At 62.0% G+C, this 23,403-nt stretch carries 21 protein-coding genes; 14 read left to right on the top strand and 7 right to left on the bottom strand.

Annotation, left to right across the window (positions count from 1 at the left end; genetic code table 11):
• The first annotated feature begins 20 nt into the window (after positions 1 to 20).
• The 3 genes from potE (at position 21) to J5286_RS17275 (ending at position 2,700) form a co-directional block, all read left to right on the top strand.
• Complete coding sequence (gene potE, locus J5286_RS17285) at positions 21 to 1,382, top strand: putrescine-ornithine antiporter (RefSeq protein WP_112945282.1); 1,362 nt, start codon at positions 21 to 23, stop codon at positions 1,380 to 1,382.
• 18 nt (positions 1,383 to 1,400) lie between these two features.
• On the top strand, positions 1,401 to 2,327 hold the full coding sequence (locus J5286_RS17280; protein ID WP_209191436.1) for an amino acid ABC transporter substrate-binding protein: 927 nt from the start codon (positions 1,401 to 1,403) through the stop codon (positions 2,325 to 2,327).
• 121 nt (positions 2,328 to 2,448) lie between these two features.
• A complete protein-coding gene (locus tag J5286_RS17275; RefSeq protein ID WP_209191435.1) occupies positions 2,449 to 2,700 on the top strand; it encodes a hypothetical protein in 252 nt (83 codons plus the stop codon).
• Positions 2,701 to 2,727: 27 nt separating this feature from the next.
• Here J5286_RS17275 and J5286_RS17270 read toward each other — a convergent pair whose 3' ends face one another.
• The 5 genes from J5286_RS17270 to J5286_RS17250 all read right to left on the bottom strand — a co-directional run bounded on the left by J5286_RS17270 (position 2,728) and on the right by J5286_RS17250 (position 8,078).
• The gene (locus J5286_RS17270; protein ID WP_209191434.1) at positions 2,728 to 3,849 is read right to left on the bottom strand and encodes an AI-2E family transporter; all 1,122 of its coding nucleotides are present in this window, start codon (positions 3,847 to 3,849) and stop codon (positions 2,728 to 2,730) included.
• Positions 3,850 to 3,887: 38 nt separating this feature from the next.
• Positions 3,888 to 4,736: a polyphosphate kinase 2 gene (ppk2, locus tag J5286_RS17265; protein WP_047514045.1), complete on the bottom strand. Its 849-nt coding sequence runs from the start codon at positions 4,734 to 4,736 to the stop codon at positions 3,888 to 3,890.
• Between the two features lie 18 nt (positions 4,737 to 4,754).
• A complete protein-coding gene (locus J5286_RS17260; protein WP_209191433.1) occupies positions 4,755 to 6,485 on the bottom strand; it encodes a SulP family inorganic anion transporter in 1,731 nt (576 codons plus the stop codon).
• Between the two features lie 82 nt (positions 6,486 to 6,567).
• Positions 6,568 to 7,725: an HlyD family secretion protein gene (locus J5286_RS17255; RefSeq protein WP_209191432.1), complete on the bottom strand. Its 1,158-nt coding sequence runs from the start codon at positions 7,723 to 7,725 to the stop codon at positions 6,568 to 6,570.
• Positions 7,725 to 8,078, bottom strand: a complete 354-nt coding sequence (locus tag J5286_RS17250) for a DUF3302 domain-containing protein (protein WP_047514037.1) — start codon at positions 8,076 to 8,078, stop codon at positions 7,725 to 7,727. The genes J5286_RS17255 and J5286_RS17250 overlap by 1 nt, the downstream gene beginning before the upstream one ends.
• 323 nt (positions 8,079 to 8,401) lie before the next feature.
• On the opposite strand from J5286_RS17250, the gene J5286_RS17245 reads away from it, so the two are divergent.
• The 3 genes from J5286_RS17245 (at position 8,402) to J5286_RS17235 (ending at position 11,162) form a co-directional block, all read left to right on the top strand.
• Positions 8,402 to 8,692, top strand: coding sequence for a hypothetical protein (locus J5286_RS17245; RefSeq protein ID WP_209191431.1), 291 nt, complete (start codon positions 8,402 to 8,404; stop codon positions 8,690 to 8,692).
• 76 nt (positions 8,693 to 8,768) lie between these two features.
• Positions 8,769 to 10,193, top strand: a complete 1,425-nt coding sequence (locus tag J5286_RS17240; RefSeq protein ID WP_209191430.1) for a DUF3300 domain-containing protein — start codon at positions 8,769 to 8,771, stop codon at positions 10,191 to 10,193.
• Positions 10,194 to 10,229: 36 nt separating this feature from the next.
• On the top strand, positions 10,230 to 11,162 hold the full coding sequence (locus J5286_RS17235; RefSeq protein ID WP_209191429.1) for a DUF2950 domain-containing protein: 933 nt from the start codon (positions 10,230 to 10,232) through the stop codon (positions 11,160 to 11,162).
• Between the two features lie 83 nt (positions 11,163 to 11,245).
• On the opposite strand, the gene J5286_RS17230 is transcribed toward J5286_RS17235, so the two are convergent.
• Positions 11,246 to 11,680: a hypothetical protein gene (locus tag J5286_RS17230; protein ID WP_402928721.1), complete on the bottom strand. Its 435-nt coding sequence runs from the start codon at positions 11,678 to 11,680 to the stop codon at positions 11,246 to 11,248.
• A 316-nt stretch (positions 11,681 to 11,996) separates the two neighbouring features.
• On the opposite strand from J5286_RS17230, the gene J5286_RS17225 reads away from it, so the two are divergent.
• The 7 genes from J5286_RS17225 (at position 11,997) to J5286_RS17195 (ending at position 16,349) form a co-directional block, all read left to right on the top strand.
• The gene (locus J5286_RS17225; protein WP_245206187.1) at positions 11,997 to 12,425 is read left to right on the top strand and encodes a hypothetical protein; all 429 of its coding nucleotides are present in this window, start codon (positions 11,997 to 11,999) and stop codon (positions 12,423 to 12,425) included.
• Positions 12,426 to 12,429: 4 nt separating this feature from the next.
• A complete protein-coding gene (locus J5286_RS17220) occupies positions 12,430 to 13,011 on the top strand; it encodes an OmpA family protein (RefSeq protein WP_209191428.1) in 582 nt (193 codons plus the stop codon).
• A 232-nt stretch (positions 13,012 to 13,243) separates the two neighbouring features.
• The gene (locus J5286_RS17215; protein WP_209191427.1) at positions 13,244 to 14,005 is read left to right on the top strand and encodes a glycosyltransferase family 2 protein; all 762 of its coding nucleotides are present in this window, start codon (positions 13,244 to 13,246) and stop codon (positions 14,003 to 14,005) included.
• Positions 14,002 to 14,670, top strand: a complete 669-nt coding sequence (locus tag J5286_RS17210; protein ID WP_209191426.1) for a PI-PLC domain-containing protein — start codon at positions 14,002 to 14,004, stop codon at positions 14,668 to 14,670. Before J5286_RS17215 ends, J5286_RS17210 begins: the two co-directional genes overlap by 4 nt.
• Positions 14,667 to 15,293, top strand: coding sequence for an HAD family hydrolase (locus J5286_RS17205; protein WP_018896997.1), 627 nt, complete (start codon positions 14,667 to 14,669; stop codon positions 15,291 to 15,293). Before J5286_RS17210 ends, J5286_RS17205 begins: the two co-directional genes overlap by 4 nt.
• 10 nt (positions 15,294 to 15,303) lie before the next feature.
• Positions 15,304 to 16,026, top strand: coding sequence for a glycosyltransferase family 2 protein (locus J5286_RS17200; RefSeq protein WP_209191425.1), 723 nt, complete (start codon positions 15,304 to 15,306; stop codon positions 16,024 to 16,026).
• Positions 16,023 to 16,349 (top strand): cupin domain-containing protein, encoded by a 327-nt coding sequence (locus J5286_RS17195; protein WP_209191424.1) that lies wholly within the window; start codon positions 16,023 to 16,025, stop codon positions 16,347 to 16,349. Before J5286_RS17200 ends, J5286_RS17195 begins: the two co-directional genes overlap by 4 nt.
• A gap of 123 nt (positions 16,350 to 16,472) precedes the next feature.
• Here the strand turns inward: J5286_RS17195 and J5286_RS17190 are convergent, their stop codons facing one another.
• The gene (locus J5286_RS17190; protein WP_209191423.1) at positions 16,473 to 17,180 is read right to left on the bottom strand and encodes a hypothetical protein; all 708 of its coding nucleotides are present in this window, start codon (positions 17,178 to 17,180) and stop codon (positions 16,473 to 16,475) included.
• Between the two features lie 869 nt (positions 17,181 to 18,049).
• Here J5286_RS17190 and J5286_RS17185 point away from each other — a divergent pair.
• On the top strand, positions 18,050 to 23,287 hold the full coding sequence (locus J5286_RS17185; RefSeq protein ID WP_209191422.1) for a beta strand repeat-containing protein: 5,238 nt from the start codon (positions 18,050 to 18,052) through the stop codon (positions 23,285 to 23,287).
• Positions 23,288 to 23,403 lie beyond the last annotated feature (116 nt).

Below are 23,403 nucleotides of genomic sequence, written 5' to 3'. Positions count from 1 at the left end.
GGCGAGGGGAGAGTGTCATCATGACCGATCACACAATGCATGCTGCGGCCGATACCACGGCCAAGAAGAAGATGAACCTGATGCAGCTGACCTTCATCGTCGCCGTCAACATGATGGGGTCGGGGATCATCATGCTGCCGGCGAACATGGCGCAGGTCGGCGCCATCTCGCTGCTCTCCTGGATCGTCACGGCGCTCGGCTCGATGGCGATCGCCTACGGTTTCGCGCAGGCCGGGCTGTTCAACCAGCGGCCCGGCGGCATGTCTGCCTATGCCGAGGATGCCTACGGCAAGGACGGCTACTTCCTCGTCTTCTTCCTCTATTTCCTGTCGCTGGCGATTGGCAATGTCGCGATCGGCATCTCGGCGGTGGGCTATCTCGCCGGCTTCTTTCCGGTGCTGACCTCGACGCCCGTCATGACCTGTGTCGCGCTGATCGCTCTCCTGTGGATCACCACGGCCGCCAATTTCGGCGGCCCGCGCATCACCGGGCGGATCGGATCGATCACCGTGTGGGGCGTCATCATCCCGGTCGGTCTGCTCTCGATCATCGGATGGTTCTGGTTCAGTTCGAGCACGTTCGGCGCTGCCTGGAACCCGAAGGGGCTGACGCTGGCGCAGGGGATGGGATCCAGCATCTCGCTGACGCTCTGGGCGTTCCTCGGCATGGAGTCCGCGGCGCAGAACTCCGATGCCGTCGAAAATCCGAAGCGCGACGTGCCGCTCGCCTGCATGTTCGGCACGCTTGGGGCCGCCGTCATCTACATCCTGTCGACGACTGTGATACAGGGCATCGTCCCGAACGCCGATCTCGCGGCGTCGACTGGTCCCTTCGCGCTTGCCTATGCGACCATGTTCAATCCGACGATCGGCTCGATCATCATGGCGCTCGCGGTGCTTGCCTGCGTCGGGTCGCTGCTCGGCTGGCAATTCACCATCGCGCAGACGGCGCGCACGGCGGCGCAGGAGCGGATGTTCCCGGCGATCTTCTCGCGGGTGAACCAGATGGGCGCTCCGGTCCAGGGCATGATCATCCTCGGCATCGTGCAGACGGGCCTTGCCCTGATGACGATCTCGCCGACGCTCAACGAGCAGTTTTCCGCGCTCGTCAACCTCGCGGTCGTCACCAACGTGCTGCCCTATATCGTGGCGCTTTCGGCCCTCTTCGTGATGATGAAGAAGGCGGGTGTGCCGCCAGCGAAGTACCGGCTCAACTCCATCATCGCCACGCTCGGCATGCTCTACAGTGTGTTCGCGATCTATGCCTCGGGCAAGGACGCGGTGCTTGGCGGCATGCTGGTCACGGGTATCAGCTTCATCATCTACGGCCGGATCGCGCCGCGCTTTGCCAGCGGCCTGAACCGTGTCGCGGCGGCAGAATAGTTCCGGGGAGGATACGTCATGCAACAGAAAAAGCGTTTGAAGACATTGCTGACCGCGTCGATCCTCGCCGGCGCGGCCGCCTCCATGGCGTTGTCGGTCGCCGAAGCGCAGACGCTCGATCGCATCAAGACGAGCAGTTCGCTGAAGCTCGGCTATGAGCCGGACGCCCGGCCGTTCTCCTTTAAGACCGAGCAGGCGGCACCAGGCGGCTACGCGGTCGCGCTGTGCGGCAAGATCGCCGACAGCCTGAAGACGGCGCTGAACCTGCCGCAGCTGAATGTCGAATGGGTGCCGCTGACGGACAAGGGGCGGGAGCCGGCGATAAAGGACGGGACGGTCGATCTCGTCTGCGGCGCCGAGCCGATCACGCTCACGCGTCGCGCCGAAGTGTCCTTCTCGCTGCCGATCTTTCCGAGCGGCACGGGCGTGGTTTTGAGCAAGAGCGCGCCTTTGGCGTTGACCGAGGTGCTGGCCTATGGGCAGCCCACCAGCCGGCCGATCTGGCGCGGCTCTCCCGCTCGCACCATCCTTGAGCACAAGACCTTCTCGTCGATCGCGGGCACGACCAGCGAGCGCTGGCTGGCTGACCGGATCAAGACCTTCCAGCTGGCGGCGACATCGGTGCCGGTGGAAAGCTACGCGATCGGTATCGAACGCGTTGTCGACGGCAGTTCGGCAGCACTCTTCGGCGACATGCCGCTCCTGATGGATGCGGCCGCCCGCAGCGACAATGCCGGCAATCTCGTGGTGCTCAGACGGCATTTCACCTATGAGCCGCTGGGGCTGGAACTCACGCGCGGTGACGAAGATTTCCGGCTTGCTGTCGATCGCGCGCTCAGCCAGACCTATGCCTCGGCCGATTTCGTGGACCTGTTCACGACATGGTTCGGTGTGCCCGACGAGGCCATCGTCACCTTCTTCCGGCAGACCGCGCTGCCGGAGTAATTCGGCCGCCCACCCGCCTCATCATGGTTGCTTGTCGATAAAAAGCGATATTTGTTGCATCGCGGAACAATCCGACACCCTCAGGGATTCGTACAAGGAGTAGAGAATGCGGAGGTAAGCCATGAACCGGGAGCGCGGACGGAGGAGGCTGATGCTCAGACTGCCGGATATCCGGCATGTTCTGGCAGGCGTGCCCACGGAAGCGCTCGGTGACATGTTCGAATCCTACGCACTCGCCGCCGACGCCCTCGACCGGTTTCGCAGCGAGAAGCCGCTGCAGGAAAGTCTGATCGCGGAGTATTCCGAACTTTGTCATGAGATCGAGCAGGAGGTTATCCTCTATTGCTCCGGCGGGCTCAGATCTCAGGGGTGAGGCCGTTCAGCCTTCTTTTGTCTCGTCTCAATCAACCGGTATAAGCGGCTTTGCTTCCGTGCTTTCACGCGGCGGCCAGGCCCAGGCGCGCAGCAACTCGTAGAACACGCTGAGCACGATCGGGCCGAGAAACAGGCCCAACAGTCCATAGGATAGCGTGCCGCCGATAACCCCGATCAGGATCACCAGCATCGGCGTCGAGAGACCTTTGGCCATCAGGATCGGCTTCAGGACGTTGTCAACAAGCATGATCGGCACCGCCACGACGGTGAGCGCCAGGGCGACCGATGTCGGCCATGAGAGCCAGCCCCAGATGATCGCCGGCACGAGGACCAGCCCCGGACCCAGCTGCATCACGCAAAGCATGAAGATGATGAAGGTCAGTGCGCCCCGCGCGGGCAGGTCGAAGAAAGCGAAGCACAGGCCGCACATCAGCGTCTGCAGGAAGGCGACGCCGATGACGCCGCGCGAGACATTCCTGACCGTCGTTCCCGCAAGCTTGGCGAAGCCGACGCCCCGGTCGCCGGCGATGCGGCTCGCCAGGACCTGAATGGTTTCGGCCAGCCGCGTCGACTGCGTGAGGAAGAAGCCGGAGAGGATGACGGAGGCGACGAAGCTCAGCACGCCGCCGCTGATCGAGGCGAGCTTGGCGACGACGATACCCATCACATGCAGGATCGGCTTTTGATACTCGATGATGTTGGAGGCGAGATCGCCGGCGACCTTGTTCCAGCCGGCATAAAGGCGTTCGCCGATGACCGGCCATGCGCGAATGCTCTCGGGTGCTGCCGGCAGCGCGAAGCTCTCCGCCTGTAGCTTGCCGACCAGCCCTTCCACCGCGTCGGCGAAGTTGACCGCCACGAGCGCCACGGGCGCGATGATCAGCACGAGACAGGCGACGACGATGACCGTCGCGGCGATCACCGGCCGGTTGCCGATCAGCCGCGAGAGTGCGTTGAACATCGGGTAGAGCGCGACGGCAAGGATGGCCGACCAGACGACGATCAGCGCGAACGGCGCGATGAGAAGCACCGTCCAGTAGGCGAAGAGGCCGATGATCCCAAGGCGCACAAGGTCGCTGACCCGTGCCTCGATCGAGATCTGTCCGGCGTCCTTCGCCGCCATGCCCACGTCGTTCGTCTGGTCCATCGTCATAACCCGCGCCGCGAGCCCCCTTGCGCGTCTGGTTACTGCGTCGTGTCAGGCACGACGTGGCGGACGCTGCCGTCCTCGATGAAGTCCGACGGCCGCTTCTGGCGCTTGCCGAGATCAGGCTCCTCGAACTTGATCCGCTCGTAGGGGATGGATTGCAGAATGTGCGAGATGCAGTTGATCCGGGCGCGCTTCTTGTCGTCCGAGGGGACGATCCACCATGGAGCGTGATTGCTGTCGGTCATCCGGAGCATCTCGTCATAGGCGCGGGTATAGTCCCACCAGCGCTGGTAGGACTCGACGTCCATTGGGCTCAGCTTCCACTGCCGGACCGGATCGTCGATGCGGCGCCGGAAGCGACGCTCCTGCTCCTCCTCGCTGACCGTCAGGAAGTATTTCAAAAGCGTCACGCCACTCTCGACGATCGCCGCCTCGAAACGCGGCGCGAGCTCGAGGAAACGCTGCACCTTCTTCTCGCTGCAGAACCCCATGACGCGGTCGACGCCGGCGCGGTTGTACCAGCTGCGGTCGAAGATCACGACTTCGCCTGCGGCCGGCAGGTAGTTGATGTAGCGCTGCATGTAGATCTGCGATTTCTCGCGTTCGGTGGGGGCGGGCAGCGCGATGACGCGGAAGACGCGCGGGCTCACCTTCTCGGTGATCCGCTTGATCATGCCGCCCTTGCCGGCGGCGTCGCGGCCTTCGAAGACGATGACCACCCGGGCGCCGGATTTCTTGACCCACGCCTGGAGATGCGCAAGCTCCACCTGCAGGCGGGCGATCTGCTTGTCGTAATCCCACGCCTTCTTTTTCTTCTTGTCCTTGCCGTTGGACTTTGCCGATGGCTCCGGGTCGTGGCCCTTGGTTTCCAGTATCTCGTCCATGGTTCTCCCTCCGTGCTCTTAAACCGTGCTGCCTGCCGATGTCGTGCCTGCCGATGTCCCGCCTGTCTGGTCGTAATTTCCGATCAGCGCGCGCAGTGCTTCTTCCCTGCCGTTGAAGATGTTGTCCGGGCCGATCGTCCTGATGACGCCGGCGCGGCTCAGAATGCCGCGGCTCTCCTCGCTGAGATCGGCGATCGCGAAGGTGATGTTTCGCTTGGCGAGGATCTCGGCCACGGCCTCGAGCGCGGTGGCGCCCGTGCTGTCGATATGGGTGATCGCGCTGGCATCGAGCACAAGGCATCGGGTCTCGGCGGGCAGGTTGCGCGCCACTGAAGTCAGGCGGTTTCTGATGTAGTCGGCGTTGTAGAAGAGGATGCTGCCCTGGACGGCGAAGACGGCGGCGCCGTCGACCGCGCGTGCTTCCGGGTGGCGAGCAAGGTCGAAGAAGCCGTGCCGACCTTCGATGCGGCCGAGCAGGCCGTCACGCGGAAACATCGTCTGGCGCAGCAGATAGACCAGTGTTGCGGCGACCGCGACGATGACGCCGTTGAGGACGCCGAAGCTGATGGCGCCCCACATGGCGATCAGCGCGAAGATGAACTCCATGCGGCTGATGCGCCAGATCTTGCGCAGTTCGTGGACGTCGATGAGGCTGATCGCCGCCATGGCGAGGATCGCGGCCAGCGCCGGAATGGGCAGGATGCGCAGCGCGCTGTGCAGGAAGACGAGGGCCGCGATCAGCGTTGCCGCCGAGACGAGGCCGGCCGCCTGCGAGACGCCGCCGGTCGACAGGTTGATTGCCGTGCGGGAATCCGAAACGCTGATCGGAAACGAGCCGAACAGCCCCGGCGCGATGTTGGCCGCGCCGAGGCCTATCAGCTCCTGGTTCGCATCGACCTCTTCGCCGGTGCGCGAGCCGAAGCTGCGGGCCGCCACGATGCCCGCGCCGAAGCTCACCAGAAAGATCGCGGCGGAGCCGAGTATGATCTTGTCGAGTGGCATCTGGTGGAGCGCGGGCAGTGAGAAGCTTGGCAGGCCGCTCGGGATGTCGCCGACGACGGCGATGCCGCGCCCCTGAAAATCGAAGATGGCCGAAAGCACCACCGAGAGGACGACGACCAGCACCGGGCCCGGGATCTTCAATTGGAAGGCCCGGACGAGCCACAGCAGCGCGAACATCGCAAGGCCGAGGAGTAGCGAGGGCCAGTGGATCAGGCCGCTCTTGCCGGCGATCTCGACGAGCGGCGGGACGAGCCCGTCGGACTCGATCTTCACGCCGGTGAAGCGGCCGATCTGGCCGACGAGGATCGACAGCGACACGCCGGCGAAGAAGCCGACGAGGATTGGGCGCGAGAGGAAGCTTGCGAGAACGCCGAGACGCAGCAGCTTGGCGGCGATGCAGCAAATGCCGACACCGAGCGCGAGTGCTGCCGCGATGGCGACCCGATCGACCGGCGTGCCGGCGGGGTAGGCGGCGACGATCGTGCCCATGGCCGCCGCAAGCACTGTCATGGTGGCCGCATCCGGGCCGACGACGAGGAGCCGCGAGGGTCCGAAGATCGCATAGGCGATCGGCGCGACGATGCTGGCGTAGATGCCCGTTTCCGGCGGCAGGCCGGCAATGGCGGGATAGGCGATGGCGCTCGGCAGGCCGACGGCCGCAATCGACAGCCCGGCCGGGATATCGCTCTTCAGCCAATCCCTGCTGAAACCGCTCAGGCCTCGCAACATCGGAAGACTGCCTATCACCGCGGGCTCCTTATTACTTCGTCATCGCTATTCCCGTATTGGTGCCGGCCCCACCCGCAAGAGCGGGACCGGCCTTCTCCCCTCAGTGTTCCAGGAAGACGTAGTTCATCCAGCTGCTCATCCGCAGCAGCACCTTTCTCAGAACCGCGACGTGGTGCCAGTGGTGGGTGTAGACGGCGACCTCGGCGACGACACCGCCGGGAAGCTGGTAGCCCTCGGTGCTCTCGAGGAGCTCGATGCTGGCGATCGTCTGGCCGGGGGCGGCGCGTTCGGGCGATTGCGGGTCGATCAGCGCGCCGGAGGGCTGCAGCTGGCCTTGCGCCATCACGTCGATGATCCCCTGCACGCGGGCCTTGAAGATCTTGCCGGGAACCGCCTTGAAGGCCACCTCGGCATCGTCGCCGACATTGACGCGTTGCAGCGAGTTCTGGATGAAGGCGGCGCCCAGCATCTGGTCCTGGCTGTCGATGAAGACCATGACCGGGCGCAGCGGCAGCGGGTTCGCCATCATGCCAGGGCGCAGGAACACCTGGGTGACGTAGCCGTCGCTGGGGGCGCGGACCGTCGTCTGATCGAGCTCGTATTCAGCGTTGGCAAGTTCGGCCTGTAGGCGGGCAACGGTGGGGTTGGTGCCGTTGATTTCCGATTCATAAGCCAGTTTTGCCTGCGTGGCCTGGGCGCGGGCGGTATCGACCGCGGCCTCGGCCGTCAGATAGAGGCCCCTGCGGTTTTCGACTTCGAGTTCGGAGTAGACGGCGCCACGACCGCTCGACTTGGCGTTTTCGTTGGAGGCCTGGAATTTCTCGAAGGCCTGCAGCGAGCGGTCCCTGGAGGCTTCGGCGCCGGTGACGGCCGCATTGGCGGCGTCGAGTGCCGCTTTCAATTGCAGCACCGTCTGCTTGGCCTCGGCGAGTGCCGCCGTCTTCTGGTCGACCGTGAACTGATAGGGGCGCGGATCGATGCGGAAGAGGACGTCGCCCTTCTTCAACGGCGCATTGGGCGTTACCGGCACCTCGACCACCTGGCCGCCGACCGTCGGGATGACGGGCGCGGAGGTGAAGTAGATGCGGGCGTCGCTGGTGTAGGGATGATTGTAGCTCATCAACAGCAACAGCGTCCCGATCAGGAAGATGCCGCCGAGGACCGATGTCGCCAGCGTCCACTGGTTCACCGGGATGCGGAAGATCTTGAAGATCGCGTAGCAGAGCGCCGCGTAGGTCAATATGAGAAGCAGGTCCATCAGGCGTTCTCCTTCTCCGATGTCTGGCCTTCCGACTGGCCTTCGAGTTCCGCGATGCGCGCATGCAGGCGTGCGATTTCAGCGTTGGCCTCCTGCGCCGGCGACAGTTTCCCATCGCTGCGGATGCCCCAGCCGCGATCCTCGCGGTAGATCGTTGCCCAGATGAACAGGAACGGCCAGATGGCGTGCAGCGTGAACAGGCTGACCCAGCCGGCGACGTGGATCGCATCCTGATGCGGATGGTTTCTGGCCTTTGCCATCAGGTGCGGGATGTCGTGGATCGCGATCACCGCGTAGAACAGCGTGATCACGACGAAGAACAGAACGCCCAGTGCGAAATAGTCGAGGAACACGGTTTTTGCCTTTCGACAACGAATGGTCGACCTCAGCGGGTGCGGGGAATACGCAAAAACAATAGACCTGCGTGGTCGGAGACGCCCGTAGCATCACGTAACATCTATCGGATCGAGGAGGGGCGAGGGGCTTTTCGGTGCCAAGCGAGACATCGCCGATCGTCGACCTTGGCGCGCGAATTGACGTGGTCCGCGTCCGTCAATCGTCAACAGCAAGGAGCGCGGATGCCGCGTATCTTCGCGTATCTTACGTCTGCGCCCGCGCTCAACCGCCCTATAATCAGCTGGTCTTCCTGGGGGGAGGTCGGCGGTGGGGGCGTGCGATGAGCTGGAGAGAAAGCAATGTACCGCGACTGTCCGCTCTCGCCGTCGCCGAGGTCCATTTCCCTGAGAAGGCCAAGAGGGTTCGGCATCTCTACCAGGTGAGCGAAACGTTCCGCAGCATGTGCGAGGACCTCGCGGTGATCCTGGAGACGCTGGCCCACCTCGACGACCTTCCGCGCACGGAGCGGGAGGCGCGTCGGCAGGAATACAAGGAACTGGAGAAAGCGCTTCTCAGCGAAATCGGCGAGGCGCTGTCGCAATCGAACGTCGTATCGCTCAAGCGCTTCTGAGCGCCCGGACGCGGCCCGGCACGGATCGTGTCAAGAACAGCATTCATCGCCATTTGCACGGAAAGGTCGACGCGTCATGAAATCAAGATCGTTCAGACTAACCGCCGGCCTGACAACTGGCTTGACGGCGCTGGCCTTTATTTCCATGCAGCCGGCGCCTTTCGTGTTCGCGCAAACGGCTGCTCCCGCTGCCGCGCCAGCGCCCGCGGCCCCGGTAGCTGCGACCGACCTTTTGTCCGAGGATGAGCTGGAGGTACTGGTCGCCCGTATCGCGCTCTATCCGGACGAGCTGGTCGCCGCGATTTCGGCTGCGTCGCTTTTCCCGCTGCAGATCATCGAGGCGCAACGCTTCCTCGAGGCGAAGAAGAAAAGCGCCGATCTCAAGCCGAAGGATGACTGGGACGGCAGCATCATTTCGTTGCTCAACTATCCCGACATCGTGAAGATGATGAGCGACGACCTCGACTGGACGCAAAAGCTCGGCGATGCGCTGACCAACCAGCAGAAGGATGTGCTCGTTGCCATCCAGCAGCTGCGCGACGAGGCGGTGGCGAAGAACATCATCAAGACGGACGACAAGGTGACCGTCGTCACCGAAAACAACAACGTGGTGATCCGCCCGACCGATCCTCAGAAGGTCTACATCCCGCAATATGAGCCGCAGATGCTCTACGAGCCCGGCTACGCGGCAGAGCCGATCTCCTATTATCCAAGTTCCTATGACAACTACTACTATCCGGGCGCCGCGTTCTTCGCGGGGGCTGTCACCGGTGTCGCCTGGGCGGCGATCGTCAAGTGGGACGACTGGGGTGTCTGGGGCGGCCGGTGGAACGGCGACGTCGATATCGACTGCAACAACTGCTTCAACGACCGGAATTTCAACGGCAAGGTCAAGTGGAACGATGTCGACTGGACGAAGGTCGATCGCAGCAAGCTCAGCATCGACAAGAGCCAGTTCGCCAATCTGGATCGGACGGCGATCAAGTCCGGCCTTGAAGGCGACAAGCGCAACCAGCTGAAGAACCAGGTCGGCGAACGCCGGGCGGATATCGGGGCAGGGGGGCGCAACACGGCCGCGCGCGCCGACGACATCCGCAAAGGGACGGTCAACGGCCTGAAGGCCAACGGCAAGCCGGGCATCGCCAACAGGCCGGCGGACCGGCCGAATGCCGGGAACCGTCCCGCGAATGCATCTCGGCCGGACGCCCGTCCCGGCAATGCCGGGGCCAATCGCCCATCGAAGTCCGCGGGCAATGTGAAGAAAAAATCCGGGGCGCCGAAGATGGCGGCGAGGCCCGACAACCGCCCACGGCAGCCCAACGCGCTCGGCAACCCGCAATCGTCAGGACGTCGTGACGCGATCGCGTCCCAGCGTGGCGGGCAGAGCATGGGCGGCGGCCAGCGCGGGGCTCCACGGGCCAGTCGCCCGCCACCCAGATCTCATGGTGGCGGGGGCGGTGGGCGCGGTGGCGGCGGTCGTGGCGGTGGTGGAAGACGATAGAACCGGACCGGGTTTCCCAAGCCAATGGAGGTAACCATGACATTGCGACTGAAGTTGATGCGTTTGCTGGTTGGTGTGGTCCTGCTCTTGACGTTCGCAAGTCCGTCCTTGGCGCAGACCGGCCTGTCGGAGTTCATCGGCAAGGCGCCGCAACCGTCCTTCGACACGCCTGACATGGCGCTCGACAAGCTGAAGACGGTGCTTGCGGCAAACGACGTGAACGGACTTGCGGAGCTGCTCGGCCTGAAGGCCGACAAGCTCAAGGACAACAACGCGGCGATGGTCAGCTACGCGCTGATCCGCGAGGGTGCGTCGCGGCTGATGAAGCTGGAGGACCTAGATGGGCGCAAGGTCGTCGCCATCGGCGACAGGCTCTGGCCGCTGCCGTTTCCGCTGACGAAAGGCGCCGACGACAAGTGGACCTTCGACACGCGCATCGGTCTGGAGGAGATCGTCAATCGCCGCATCGGCGAGAACGAACTCGCGACGATCGAGACCATCCATAATTTCGTGATTGCCCAGCACATCTATGCCTCCGAGGATCGGACTGGTTCTGGCATCTACGAGTATGCGCAGAAGCTGATCAGTTCGCCCGGCAAGCGGGACGGTCTGTACTGGCAGGCAGGCCCCGGTGACGAGGATAGCCCGGCCGGTCCGCTGATCGAGACGGCTGCCTTCGGCAAGGCCAAGCGCGGCGAGGGCTACTTCGGATATCGCTACCGGATCCTGACGGGGCAGGGCGACAACGTGCTTGGCGGCAAGCAGAGCTATATCGTCAACGGTCACATGACGGCGGGCTTCGCGGTGATCGCCTGGCCGGTCAAGTACCGGGAGACGGGTGTGCAGACATTCATCGCGAACGGCATGAGCGTCATCTACCAGCGCGACCTCGGGCCGGAGACGGAGAAGAAGGCGGCGGCGATCAAGACCTTCAATCCCGACAACAACTGGTCGGTCGTTTCCGAATAGGGTGAAAGGCAATCGGGTGGCGGTTGTCCGAAACAACCGCCACCCGTCAAAATCGATGCGCTCCTGCTGCCCCTCCCGGGGCTTTATTTTACCGGGGGTTCCCAGGTCAGGAACAGGCCTACATCGCCGGGCATGCCACCGGGGAAATCGATGATCATGGCTTTCAAACCATAGCCCTGTGGCTTGGCAAGCTGTTCGAACAGGTCGAGAAGCTCCTTCGCCTTGCCCTGAAGCGTCTTCTGCCATCCTGGAAGGCTGTTGTTGATGGCGCGGCCGCCGTCGTCGCAGAAGCTTGAGGGGAAGCTGTAGATCATCGCTTCGTACTTGCCGTCCGCTGCGGCCTTCATGACGAGGCGCTTGATCATCGCGCGTTCCTTCTCGTCGATATGCTTGCGGAAGAAGTCCTCGACGAACTCGGCATGCTTTTCAGCTTCTCGCGCCTTGATCTTCTCGTCGCGCTCCATTTCGGCGATCTGGAGCTCAAGGGCGCGTTTGCGTAGTTCTTCGGCGCTGGCCATGGAATGGGGTGCGGATGTCTGCGTCGATGTCATCTCTACGTCCTCCAAGTTCATCCTCAGGAGATGATAGGGCGGATGGAGAAGCGAAGGCAGTATGATACGCGGGGGTGGCTGTAAGATACGGTATGTTACGGCTAGGGCCTGGAAACGGCTTCAAATGCCGGTCGTCGAGGTCGATCCTGGCCTCCTTCCAATCGTGTGAAGGCTCCAATTCCGGCCGGCCGAGACCGATGTGCGTTACGGTAATATACGCTCCATTCGCGCGACATCATGCCATCGTCCCGCCCGTCGATGTGACCAGTCAGGGACGGACAGGATGAAAAGATCAAGACGAGGGATTCTGATAACGGCCGTTGCGTGTGTCTCCATGGGCCTTGCCTGGGGAGCCTCGGCGCAGACCTTGAGCTATGCGGATGCGGTGACGAAACTCGCAAGCGATTGCGGCACCGACATCCAGAAACTGTGCAAGGGACTGAACCTCGGCAGCGGCCGCATCGCCGATTGCCTGCAGCAGAACGCGGCGAAGGTTTCGCCGAGCTGCAAGGCTTCGCTCGGCACTGTCTTCCAATCGATTACGCAACGCGAACAGGCGCAGACGGCCTATGAACGCGTCTGCCAGCGCGACATGTCGAAGAGCTGCAACGGCATCAAGGGAGACGGCTTTGTGCTTGCCTGCCTGATCAAGAAGCAGCCGCGCGTCAGCGACGAATGCAATCAGACGATCACCAATGCCGGATGGAGATGAGGCGATGAAGCGGGTTCTTTCGAAAGCAATCATTCTCGCGGCGGCGACTATCCTCTTTCCCGCCCTGGCATCGGCGCAGGAAGTGTCGCAGGAGCGCATCGTCAAGGGGCTCGGCAAGCTGACCTCCGCAGCGCCTGCCATCGATCTCGAAATCCTGCGGCAGGAGGCGATCGGCGGCGGTAGCAAGCAGATGTCGGAGCTGCCGAACTGGAAGCGTATCGCCAAGCTGCCGCAGATGGTGGTCGAGATCAATTTCGAGAATGATTCCGTCGCGATCCAGCCGAGTTCCTACCGCACGCTCGGCCTGCTTGCCGATGCGCTGCACCATCCGAACCTCTGGGACTATAAATTCCTGGTGGTCGGGCACTCGAGTTCGACGGGCGATGAGAAGCACAATCTCGATCTCAGCGAGCAGAGGGCGGCTGCCATCAAGGAGGCTTTGTCCACGACTTTCGCGGTCGATCCGCAGCGGCTTTATGCTGTTGGCGTCGGCGAATACATGCCGATCCCGGGCACGGATACGACAGGATCGAACAATCGGCGCGTACAGCTGATCAATCTCGGGGTCTTCACGAAGAAGTCCTGAGGTCGTCTTCAGCTCAGCCGGAAGCTGGTGAAATATTTCCCGCATGCGTCTGGCAGACACTGAATAAAAATACATGAAACGACCCGCGTGGAGCGATCCGCGCGGGTCGTTTCATTTCGGGCAAGTTTCTTTGCTCAGCCGGGCATCTGGCCCACTCGGGACAGCGTGACGCCAGCTTCGACCGCTATGGGTCGCCTCACGGTGTAAGCTGATACAATTCGGGATATACGCAATGTTGAACATCGTCGTACCAATGGCAGGGCACGGAAGCCGCTTCGCCAAGGCCGGCTATACTCTCCCCAAGCCACTTTTGCCTGTACACGGCGTGCCGATGATCCGGCTGGTGATCGAAAACCTTCGCCCGTCCGTCGAGCATCGCTTCATCTTCATCTGCCAGGCCGCCCATGTAAGTGGGCACGGGCTGGGTGAGAAGCTGCGCGCCTGGGCGCCGGGCTGCGAGATCTTTCTGGTCGAGCAGGTGACCGAGGGTGCCGCCTGCACGGTGCTTCTCGCGCGCGACGAGATCGACAACGACCAGCCGATGATGATCGCCAATTGCGACCAGTATATCGACGTCGATATCGACGATTATCTTCGGGCCATGGGTGATCTCGACGGGATGATCATGACCATGACGGCGGATGATCCGAAGTGGAGCTTCGTTTCCTTCGGCGCCGATGGCTATATCGACAACGTCGTCGAGAAGCAGGTGATTTCCGATCACGCGACCGTCGGGATCTACAATTTCCGCAAGGGCTCGGACTTCGTTTCCTATGCGGACCGGATGATCGAGCGCGACTTCCGCGTCAACGGCGAGTTCTACGTGGCGCCGGTCTATAATTTCATGATCGAGGACGGCTCGAAGATCGGCGCCTACTCGATCGGCTCGGTGGATGCCGGCATGTACGGTCTCGGCGTGCCCGAGGATCTCACCCATTTCCAGAGCCTGCCTCTGTCCGTCGACGTGACGCGGTCGCTGGGTGCCTCGCTATGATCGAGGTTCTCAGCCATCGCGGCTATTGGAAGACGCCTGAGGAGAAGAACTCCGTCGAGGCCTTCGTTCGCTCCTTCTCGCTCGGCTTCGGCACGGAGACCGACGTGCGCGACAGCCAAGTAGACGGTGCGCCTTCGATCGTCATCTCGCATGACATTCCGCGCGGGGGGGAGATCTCGTTCGCGGAGTTGCTCCGGATCGCCAAGCAACACGGCTCTCCGTTGCTTGCGCTGAACATCAAGGCGGATGGGCTGCACGACATGCTGGCCGAAGTGCTCTCGAGCGAAGGCTACAGCAACTATTTCCTGTTCGATGCATCGGTACCCGATCTCATCCAGGGTGTGAAGCGCAAGATGACGTCGTTCACGCGTCTCAGCGAATATGAGCGCGAGGCCTCGCTATATGATGATCCCGGCGTGACCGGTGTGTGGATCGACAACTTCCTGCCGGGGCGCTGGTATGACGCGGCGCTCATCGAGCGCATTCTCGCCGACGGCAAGTCGGTCACGCTGGTGGCGCCGGATCTTCACGGTCGTCACGACGAATATGAACCATTTCTCCACTGGCTGGTGTCTTCGGGGCTCAACGAGCGGGACGGGCTTTCCGTCTGCACCGACTTTCCGGAGCGCGCGCAACTGATTTTGACTGGCCGGGACGCAGCATGACCACGCTTAAGGCAATTATCTTCGACATGGACGGCGTGCTGATCGATGCGCGCGAATGGCACTATGAGGCGCTGAACCGGGCGCTCGAGCTCTTCGGATACACCATTCCGCTGCACGAGCATCTGACGATCTTCGACGGCCTGCCGACACGGCGCAAGCTGGAGATACTGACGACGACGCGAGGGCTTCCCGAGGCGCTGCACGGTTTCATCAACGAGATGAAGCAGCTCTACACGACCGAGATGATCCACACCAAGTGCAAGCCGACCTTCAAGCAGGAATACGCGCTGGCGCGGCTGAGAGAAGACGGATACCGGCTCGCCGTGGCGTCGAACTCGATCAAGAGCACGGTGTCGCTGATGATGTCGAGAGCCGCACTCGACGGTTATCTCGAGTTCCAGCTCAGCAACGAAGACGTCAAGCACGGCAAGCCGAGCCCGGAAATCTACGTCAAGGCGATCACCATGATGGGCCTGACGCCCGAGGAATGCCTGATCGTCGAGGACAACGAGAACGGCATCAAGGCGGCCAAGGGTTCCGGCGCGCATGTCATGGTGGTGAACGATATCGCGGATGTGAACTATCCCGCGATCACCGAGACCATTCGAAAAATCCACGGTTGATGAGCTTGCGATGAATATTCTGATCCTGATAGCCGGCGAGCCTCGCATCCAGGCGATGGAGGCCTATCCGACCGCGCTGGTGGAAATCAACGGCGTGCCCCTGGTGCAGCGGCAGCTGGCCGAATGCGCCAAGATCCCCGGCCACCGCATCATCGTGGCGATGCAGAAGAAAGACCTGGCGCGCTACCACCTCGACGAGGTGGTGCGCCTGCTGTCGCCGGAGGCCGCGGTGGTCTCGGTCGAGGACAAGACGGAAGGGGCAGCTTGCACGGCGCTGCTCGCCGCCGGCTACATCGACAACGACGAGCCGCTGTTGATCCTCAACGGCGACGAATTCCTGACGGTTCCCTTCGACGGCGTCATCCAGAACTTCGTGGAGCGCGAGCTTGACGGCGGCACGATGACCTTCAAGTCGGTGCATCCGCGCTACTCCTTCGTCAGGCTCGACGACCAGAACATGGTAGTCGAGGCGGCCGAGAAGCATCCGATCAGCGACAACGCGACGGCCGGTTTCTACTATTTCCGCCAGGGACGGGACTTCGTGCGCGCGGCGAAGAACGCGATCCGCAAGGACGCTCGGCACAACAACATGTTCTATGTCTGCCCCGTCTATAACGAGATGGTGCTCGAGGGTAAGAAGATCGGGATCTTCCCGATCAACGCCAAGGACTTCCACCCGATCAAGTCGGATCGTCAGCTGATCGAGCTGTCCGTCACGGAAGGTGAAAAATGAGCGAGAAGCCACTCACCCTCAACGACATGATCGGCGGCTGGTTCATCGGCGATTTCGACCCAACCGTCGTCAAGACGGATGCGTTCGAGGTCGGCGTGAAGCATTACGTGGCCGGCGACAAGGATGCGGCGCATTACCACAAGATCGCGCGCGAGATCACGCTCGTCGTCTCCGGTACGGTCCGGATGATCGACCAGGTGTGGGAAGCGGGAAGCATCATCGATATCGAGCCTGGCAAGGTCAACCAGTTCGAGGCGCTGACCGATGCGACGGTTGCCGTCGTGAAGATCCCCAGCGCCAAGAACGACAAGTATCTGGTCTGATTTACCTGGAGCACGGCGCTCGCGGACGGTTTCGCGGGCGCTATACTTTCATGACAGTGCTATAAAGCAGAACGCCCGCATCGATGACCTCGATGCGGGCGTTCTTGTTACAGGGCTTGCGTGTTATTCCGCGCGGATTTCGTGCAGGACCATGCCGGTGCTGCCCGCCATGCTGGTCAGCCGTGGACGGTTGAAGACCGTGTAAAGCGGGTTGTCGCATTCGGGATTGGCGAACAGCGTGTTGGTGTCGAAGTAACCGTCCTCGATGAACTTCAGATTGTCGTGCATCGTGCGGAGATAATAGTACATCATGTGCAGATGACCGCGGCCGGCCAGCTGGTTCATGATCAGCGCATTGTGGAAGGCGGGAATGGCGGCCTTGCCGATGACGTGGATCGCATCGCCGACCCGGCGGTGATCGCGCCAGTAGTCGCGATATTCTCTCCAGGTAAAGTGGATGCTGTTGATGTCGACCTTCAGGTTCCAGGCGTCGAACGGCTTCTTGAAAGCCAGATCGAAGCGGACCACCACCAGCGCATCGTAGTCGGTCTTCTGGAAGACGTGCTTCAGCGCTTCCTTGTAGGTCTCGGCCTGCGAGCTGCCGTTGGGGTCGAGCAGGATCAGTTCGCATGGCGCGAACTTCTCCTGCAACTCGGCCAGCGCCGGGCTTTCATATGTCGCAAGATAGACCGTGGCATCAGGGTTCTTCGCGCGGATCGGCGCGATCACGTTTTCGAGCAAGGACGCGGCGTTGTCCCGCCCGTCCATCGGCAGGCCGAAACGATCCTTTTCAAGAAAGTTATGGCCTCTAATCAATATAGACAGTCGCATTCTAGTCGTCCCTATCACCCAATAGCTCCATGAACGCCATTTTACTTGTGCCGGGCTTGCCTCGGGGACGAATCGGTGTGCGCCGCAGCATTCCGGCGCGGTCGAACGAGCCGAATTTGCGCTAAGACCCAAAAATGGTCGGAAATTCTTGCCGGTGGGCGGCGCTATGCTGCTGGAGTGCCGCGCCGACATTTGCTATCCGGCGCTCGAGATCGTCAGGTAACTTGCGTTTCCGTGATGATTCGTTGTTATTTCTATAGTATTTCTAATTGATCATCTGACAATTAAAAAAGAGAATCATGCTTCTGGATGAGTTTTTCTCCTTCCTATTCTATCGTTTTGAATTGATACGTTGAGCCTCCGTTGGTGCAGGCAACCATTGTTGCAATCGCCAGTCGAACTGTCCCGTTTCGGCTTGAAAAAAGACGGAGTGTGCCAATTGCATCTAAAAAATTGGCGATTTAAACTTCCGGCGACCGAATCTGTAACAAGAGTGCAGCTCAGTTACAGGCGACGTTAACTCGAAATTAAAGACTGCCGAATAAGAGTTTCACTGCTCGCGATAGCTCTACCGAGGAGCGCAATTGACCGGTGGGTCCATGATGGACGCTGGTAGATGGTGCCGGGGGTTAAGAAGTTCGCGTTCATTGGCGTAGGGATCAGAGTCGCTTTGGCTCTGGGCGCATGATGCCCTCCTTTTGCGCTGGCTCGTCCGAGCCATGTTTAGTTTGACCCAATTTTGTTCCGACAGGAAACCCGGATCGTCGATGCCGACGACGCCGTGTGGCCGGCTTCAGTGCGGCTATGCGCGTCCGACCGACGGGGCGGGATGATGTCTTTTGATCAGCTAACGCGAGGGGCGCTCGTCCATGACTTCCATTGTAACTTCTCTGACCGTCAATCAGATCCGGGCGCTATCGACGACCGCGATCGCAAATCTTTCCTCCGATGACGTGGCGCAGCTCACGACAACGCAGATCAAGGCCTTGAGCTCGACACAGCTCGGCGCGATCGAAACCCAGGACTTCGTTGCTCTTTCCTCCCAGCAGATGAGCGCCGTATCGGCGACCGCGCTGGTTGGCCTCAAGCTCGAACAGCTGGCTGTTCTCTCCACGGCGCAGCTCGGTGGCCTCTCCACCACTCAGGTCGCCGCCCTTTCCACCACTGAAGTCGCAAACCTCAGCTCTGAACTGATTGGCGCGCTTTCGACCGGTCAGGTTGCTGCTCTTACCTCCAAGCAGATCGCTGCCATGGGTACGGAAGACGTTGCCGCCTTCACGACCGGCCAGATCGCCGTTTTGAAGACCACGCAGCTCGGCGCGCTCTCCTCCGCGCAGATCGCCAACCTCTCTAGCGACCAGGTCGCCGCGTTCACCTCTACGCAGGCAGCGGCGCTTACTTCGGTTCAGCTCGGCGCCATCTCCTCCGACGGTATCGCGCTGTTTTCGACCGACGAGATCGCGGCCATCAGCACGAAGGCTCTCGGCGGCCTCTCCACCGATAGCATGGCGGCGCTCTCCAGCGACCAGATCATCGCGCTCAAGACCAGCCAGATCGCTCTTCTTAGCAGCGCCCAGTTCGGCGCGCTGAATTCCGACCAGGTCGGCGTTCTTACCGGCACGCAGATCGGTGCTCTCGGCTCCAAGCAGCTTGCTTCGCTCTCCACCGACGTCATCGCATCGCTCAACACCGACCAGATCGTCGCACTGAAGACGACGCAGGTCGCAGCGCTCACCACCGACCAGCTCGCAGCCCTCGACGTCAACCAGGTTGGCGCATTCAGCTCCACCCAGACCGCAGTCCTGTCCTCCGCGCAGTTCGGCGCGCTGACCACCGATGACATTGCGACCTTCACCACCGACGAGATCGCCGCCATAAGCACGAAGACGCTGGCCGGCCTGTCTACCGCGACGCTCGCAGCTCTCGACACCACCCAGTTCGCAGCGCTCAAGTCCAGCCAGATCGCGCTCCTGACCACCTCGCAGGTCGCATCGCTTGGCTCCGAAAAGGTCGCCGCTCTGAAGAGCGATCAGGTCGTCGCCCTGACCTCGAAGCAGCTCGCAGCTCTCACCACCGATGATGTCGCCGCTCTCAGCACCGACAACGTCGCCGCCATGAAGACCGGCCAGATCGCCGCCCTGAACAACGGTCAGATCGCCGCTATGTCTTCCGATCAGGTCAAGGCTCTCAGCAGCGCGCAGATCGGCGCGATGACCTCCTCGGAGCTTGCTGCCCTCAGCACCGACGACATCGCGACCTTCACGACCGATGAAATCGCAGCCATCAGCACCAAGGCTCTCTCCGGTCTGTCGGCCGACGTCATCGGCGCTCTGAAAAGCGACCAGGCTATCGCCCTGAAGTCGAGCCAGATCGCTTTGCTCAGCACCGGCCAGATCGCCGCGCTCAGCACCGACAACATTGCTCTCCTGACCAGCGACCAGGTCGGCGCCCTGAACTCCAAGCAGATCGGAGCGCTCACCGCTGATGAAATCGGCGCGCTCTCGACCGACAACGTCGCTATCCTGAAGACCACGCAGGTCGCAGCCCTCAGCGCGTCGCAGATCGGCTCGATGTCGTCCGATCAGGTCAAGGCTCTGACCAGCACGCAGGTCGGCGTCCTCAGCTCCGCACAGCTCGACGCGATGTCGACGGATGGCATCGGTTCGTTCACCACGGATGAAATCGCCGCGATCAGCACCAAGGCTCTGACGGGTCTGACCACCGATGACGTGGCTGCGCTGAGCAGCGATCAGATCGTCGCGCTGAAGTCGAGCCAGATCGCTCTCCTGAGCAGCGCACAGCTCGGCGCCATCTCCACCGACAACATCGCCCTCCTGAAGAGCGACCAGGTCGTCGCCCTGACCTCCAAGCAGCTCTCCGGCCTCTCCAGCGACGCCGTTGCCGCTCTCTCCACCGACAACGTCGCCATCCTGAAGACGACGCAGATCGCCGCCCTGACGACGGCCCAGATCGGCCACCTGTCCACCGACCAGGTCAAGGCTTTGACGAGCGGCCAGGTTGGCGTCCTCTCGGCCGGCCAGATCGGCGCGATGTCGAGCGACGACATCAAGACGTTCACGACCGACGAAATCGGTGCGATCAGCACGAAGGCCATCGCACAGCTCTCCACCGAAAGCCTCGCAGCTCTGGATAGCGATCAGGTCAAGGCCCTGAAGTCGACCCAGATCGCACTTCTGACCACCGGCCAGGTTGCATCGCTGACGACGGACCAGGTGGCTGTTCTCGGCAGCGACCAAGTCGGCGCCCTGAACTCGAAGCAGATCGCCGCTCTTTCGACGGATGAACTCGCCGCCCTGACGACCGACAACGTCGCCATCCTGAAGACGACGCAGATTGCCTCGTTGAGCAGCCTGCAGATCGACGCGATGACGTCCGACCAGGTCAAGGCCCTGACCAGCACGCAGGTCGCCGCACTGTCATCCAACCAGTTGCATGCTATGTCGAGCGACGACATCGCGAGCTTCACCACCGACGAAATCGCTGCAATCAGCACGAAGTCGCTTTCGGGTCTCACCACGGATGCCGTCAACGGTCTCGGTAGCGATCAGGTCGTTGCCCTGAAGTCCAGCCAGATCGCCGCCATGGGCACGATCCAGCTGAACGCGCTGACGACCGACAACATCACGAAGCTGCTGAGCGACCAGATCCTGGCGCTGAGCACCAGCCAGCTTGCCTCGCTGTCGACCGATGATATCGCTGCGATCTCGACCGACAACGTCGGCATCTTGAAGAGCACGCAGGTTGCTGCTCTGACGACGGCGCAGATCGACGCCATGTCGACCGATCAGGTGAAGGCACTGACGACCGGTCAGGTCGCGGTTCTGACGGCCGCCCAGATCGGCGCCATGTCGAGCGATGACATCGTGACATTCTCGACCGACGAAGTCGGCGCGATCAGCACGAAGGCCATCGCACAGCTCTCCACCGACAGCCTCGGAGCTCTCGACACCAACCAGTTCGCCGCTCTGAAGTCGAGCCAGGTCGCGCTGCTCACCACCAGCCAGGTCGCATCGCTGTCGACCGACAAGATGGCTGCCATGGGTAGCGATCAGCTCGGCGCCCTGAACTCCAAGCAGATCGCCGCTCTGACCACGGATGACATCGCCGTCATCTCCACGGACAACGTCGCTCTGCTCAAGACCGGTCAGATCGCCGCCATGACCACGGACCAGCTCAACGCCCTGACGGCAGATCAGGTCACCGCGCTGACCGCCGATCAGATCGGTGCCATGTCCTCGACCCAGCTCGCGGTGATGACCACCGACGACATCACGTCCTTCTCGACCGATGAAATCGCGGCCATCAGCACCAAGGCGCTTGCAGGTCTGAGCACCGCCGACGTCAACGCGCTGACCAGCGACCAGGTCAAGGCTCTGAAGTCGAGCCAGATTGCTCTGCTCAGCACGGCACAGGTCGCCGCGCTGACGACCGACAACGTCGCGCTTCTGTCCAGCGATCAGGTCGGCGCACTGAAGTCGAACCAGATCGCGGCACTGTCCACGGACGAAGTCGCGGCTCTGAGCACCGACAACATTGCCTTGCTGTCGTCGGGCCAGGTTTCCGCTCTGAACAACACGCAGATCGGCGCCATGTCCTCCGACCAGATCAAGGCTCTGACCAGCGCACAGGTCGGCGTCCTGACTGCCGACGAGTTCGCTGCAATGTCTACCGACGACATCGCGACCTTCTCGACCGACGAAATCGCGGCGATCAACACCAAGATCATCGCGGCTCTGTCGACCGACACGCTCGAGGCACTCGGCACGGATCAGTTCGCTGCGCTCACCACCGGTCAGGTGGCCCTGCTCAGCACTTCGCAGATCGCGTCGCTGACGACCGACAAGGCGGTGGCACTCACGAGCGACCAGATCGGTGTCCTGAGCTCCAGGCAGATCGCGGCACTCAGCACCGGCGACCTCGCGGTTCTGTCCACCGACAACGTGGCTCTGCTGAAGACCGGCCAGGTTGCCGCCCTCAGCACCGCGCAGATCACGGCGATGTCGTCCGATCAGATCAAGGCCCTGACCAGCAGCCAGATCGGCGTACTGACCTCGGCTCAGCTCGGCGCCATGTCGACGGATGGTGTCTCGTCCTTCACGACAGACGAGATTGCCTCGATCAGCACCAAGGCTCTGACCGGTTTGACCACTGATGACATCAAGGTGCTCAGCAGCGATCAGGTCAAGGCTCTGAAGACCGGCCAGGTTGCACTGCTGACGACCGGCCAGCTTGCTGCGATCACGACCGACAACATCGCTATCCTGTCTTCGGAACAGGTCGGCGCGCTGACGGCGGTGCAGGTCAAGTCTCTGACGACCGACGAAGTGGCAGCTCTGACCACCGACAACGTCGCGGCGCTCAAGTCGACCCAGGTCTCTTCGTTGACTACCGAGCAGATCACCGCCATGTCCTCTGATCAGGTCAAGGCGCTGACGAGCGGTCAGGTCGCGGTTCTCACCGCTGCCCAGATCGGCGCCATGGACACGGACGATATCTCCTCGTTCTCCACCGACGAGATCGCGGCCATCAGCACCAAGGCTATCGTGGAACTCTCCTCGGCCAGCATTGACGCAATGACCACCGATCAGTTCAAGGCTCTGACGACGAACCAGATCGCGCTTCTGACCACCAGCCAGATCGCCTCGCTGTCGACCGACAAGATGGTTGCCATGAACAGCGATCAGCTCGGCGTACTGTCCGCGAAGCAGGTCGCGGCGCTCAGCACCGCAGACATCGCAGTCCTGACAACGGATCAGGTGGCTGTGTTGAAGACCGACCAGGTGGCTTCGCTGACGACGGACCAGATCGATGCGATGAGCACCGATCAGATCAAGGCCTTCACCAGCAGCCAGATCGCGGTGATGAGCTCGGCGGAGATTGCCGCAATGTCCAGCGAGGACATCGCGACCTTCTCGACCGACGAAATCGCGGCGATCAGCACCAAGGCTCTGGCCGGACTGCAGACCGAGGACTTCTCGGCCTGGACGACCGATCAGCTCGACGCCTTCACCACGGATCAGGTGCCGGCTCTGAACTCGGCCCAGGTCGACGCGGTTCTCGCGGCCTACGCAGCGCTGAACTCTTAAGTCACGGATAGACGAAAATAGAGACGCCGCCCGATCATCTCGGGCGGCGTTTTTCGTTTCTCCGGGACCAGCCGAACAGCCTTGGATATCAGGCGTTCTCATGCCGTCGTGGAGGC

This window comes from Rhizobium sp. 16-488-2b (assembly GCF_017741815.1).
In the GTDB taxonomy this organism is placed as follows: Bacteria; Pseudomonadota; Alphaproteobacteria; order Rhizobiales; family Rhizobiaceae; genus Rhizobium.
Note: the sequence above shows the minus strand (reverse complement) of the source record. Positions and strands in the feature narration are given on the sequence as shown.

Coding starts and splice junctions, on each gene's coding strand:
- J5286_RS17275 (WP_209191435.1), top strand. CDS start 2,449: ATGAACCGGGAGCGCGGACGGAGGAGGCTGATGCTCAGACTGCCGGAT.
- J5286_RS17195 (WP_209191424.1), top strand. CDS start 16,023: ATGAGCGAGAAGCCACTCACCCTCAACGACATGATCGGCGGCTGGTTC.
- J5286_RS17210 (WP_209191426.1), top strand. CDS start 14,002: ATGATCGAGGTTCTCAGCCATCGCGGCTATTGGAAGACGCCTGAGGAG.
- potE (WP_112945282.1), top strand. CDS start 21: ATGACCGATCACACAATGCATGCTGCGGCCGATACCACGGCCAAGAAG.
- J5286_RS17270 (WP_209191434.1), bottom strand. CDS start 3,849: ATGGACCAGACGAACGACGTGGGCATGGCGGCGAAGGACGCCGGACAG.
- J5286_RS17255 (WP_209191432.1), bottom strand. CDS start 7,725: ATGGACCTGCTTCTCATATTGACCTACGCGGCGCTCTGCTACGCGATC.
- J5286_RS17245 (WP_209191431.1), top strand. CDS start 8,402: ATGAGCTGGAGAGAAAGCAATGTACCGCGACTGTCCGCTCTCGCCGTC.
- J5286_RS17200 (WP_209191425.1), top strand. CDS start 15,304: ATGAATATTCTGATCCTGATAGCCGGCGAGCCTCGCATCCAGGCGATG.
- ppk2 (WP_047514045.1), bottom strand. CDS start 4,736: ATGGACGAGATACTGGAAACCAAGGGCCACGACCCGGAGCCATCGGCA.
- J5286_RS17240 (WP_209191430.1), top strand. CDS start 8,769: ATGAAATCAAGATCGTTCAGACTAACCGCCGGCCTGACAACTGGCTTG.
- J5286_RS17280 (WP_209191436.1), top strand. CDS start 1,401: ATGCAACAGAAAAAGCGTTTGAAGACATTGCTGACCGCGTCGATCCTC.
- J5286_RS17220 (WP_209191428.1), top strand. CDS start 12,430: ATGAAGCGGGTTCTTTCGAAAGCAATCATTCTCGCGGCGGCGACTATC.
- J5286_RS17230 (WP_402928721.1), bottom strand. CDS start 11,680: ATGGCCAGCGCCGAAGAACTACGCAAACGCGCCCTTGAGCTCCAGATC.
- J5286_RS17215 (WP_209191427.1), top strand. CDS start 13,244: ATGTTGAACATCGTCGTACCAATGGCAGGGCACGGAAGCCGCTTCGCC.
- J5286_RS17185 (WP_209191422.1), top strand. CDS start 18,050: ATGACTTCCATTGTAACTTCTCTGACCGTCAATCAGATCCGGGCGCTA.
- J5286_RS17190 (WP_209191423.1), bottom strand. CDS start 17,180: ATGCGACTGTCTATATTGATTAGAGGCCATAACTTTCTTGAAAAGGAT.
- J5286_RS17205 (WP_018896997.1), top strand. CDS start 14,667: ATGACCACGCTTAAGGCAATTATCTTCGACATGGACGGCGTGCTGATC.
- J5286_RS17235 (WP_209191429.1), top strand. CDS start 10,230: ATGACATTGCGACTGAAGTTGATGCGTTTGCTGGTTGGTGTGGTCCTG.
- J5286_RS17225 (WP_245206187.1), top strand. CDS start 11,997: ATGAAAAGATCAAGACGAGGGATTCTGATAACGGCCGTTGCGTGTGTC.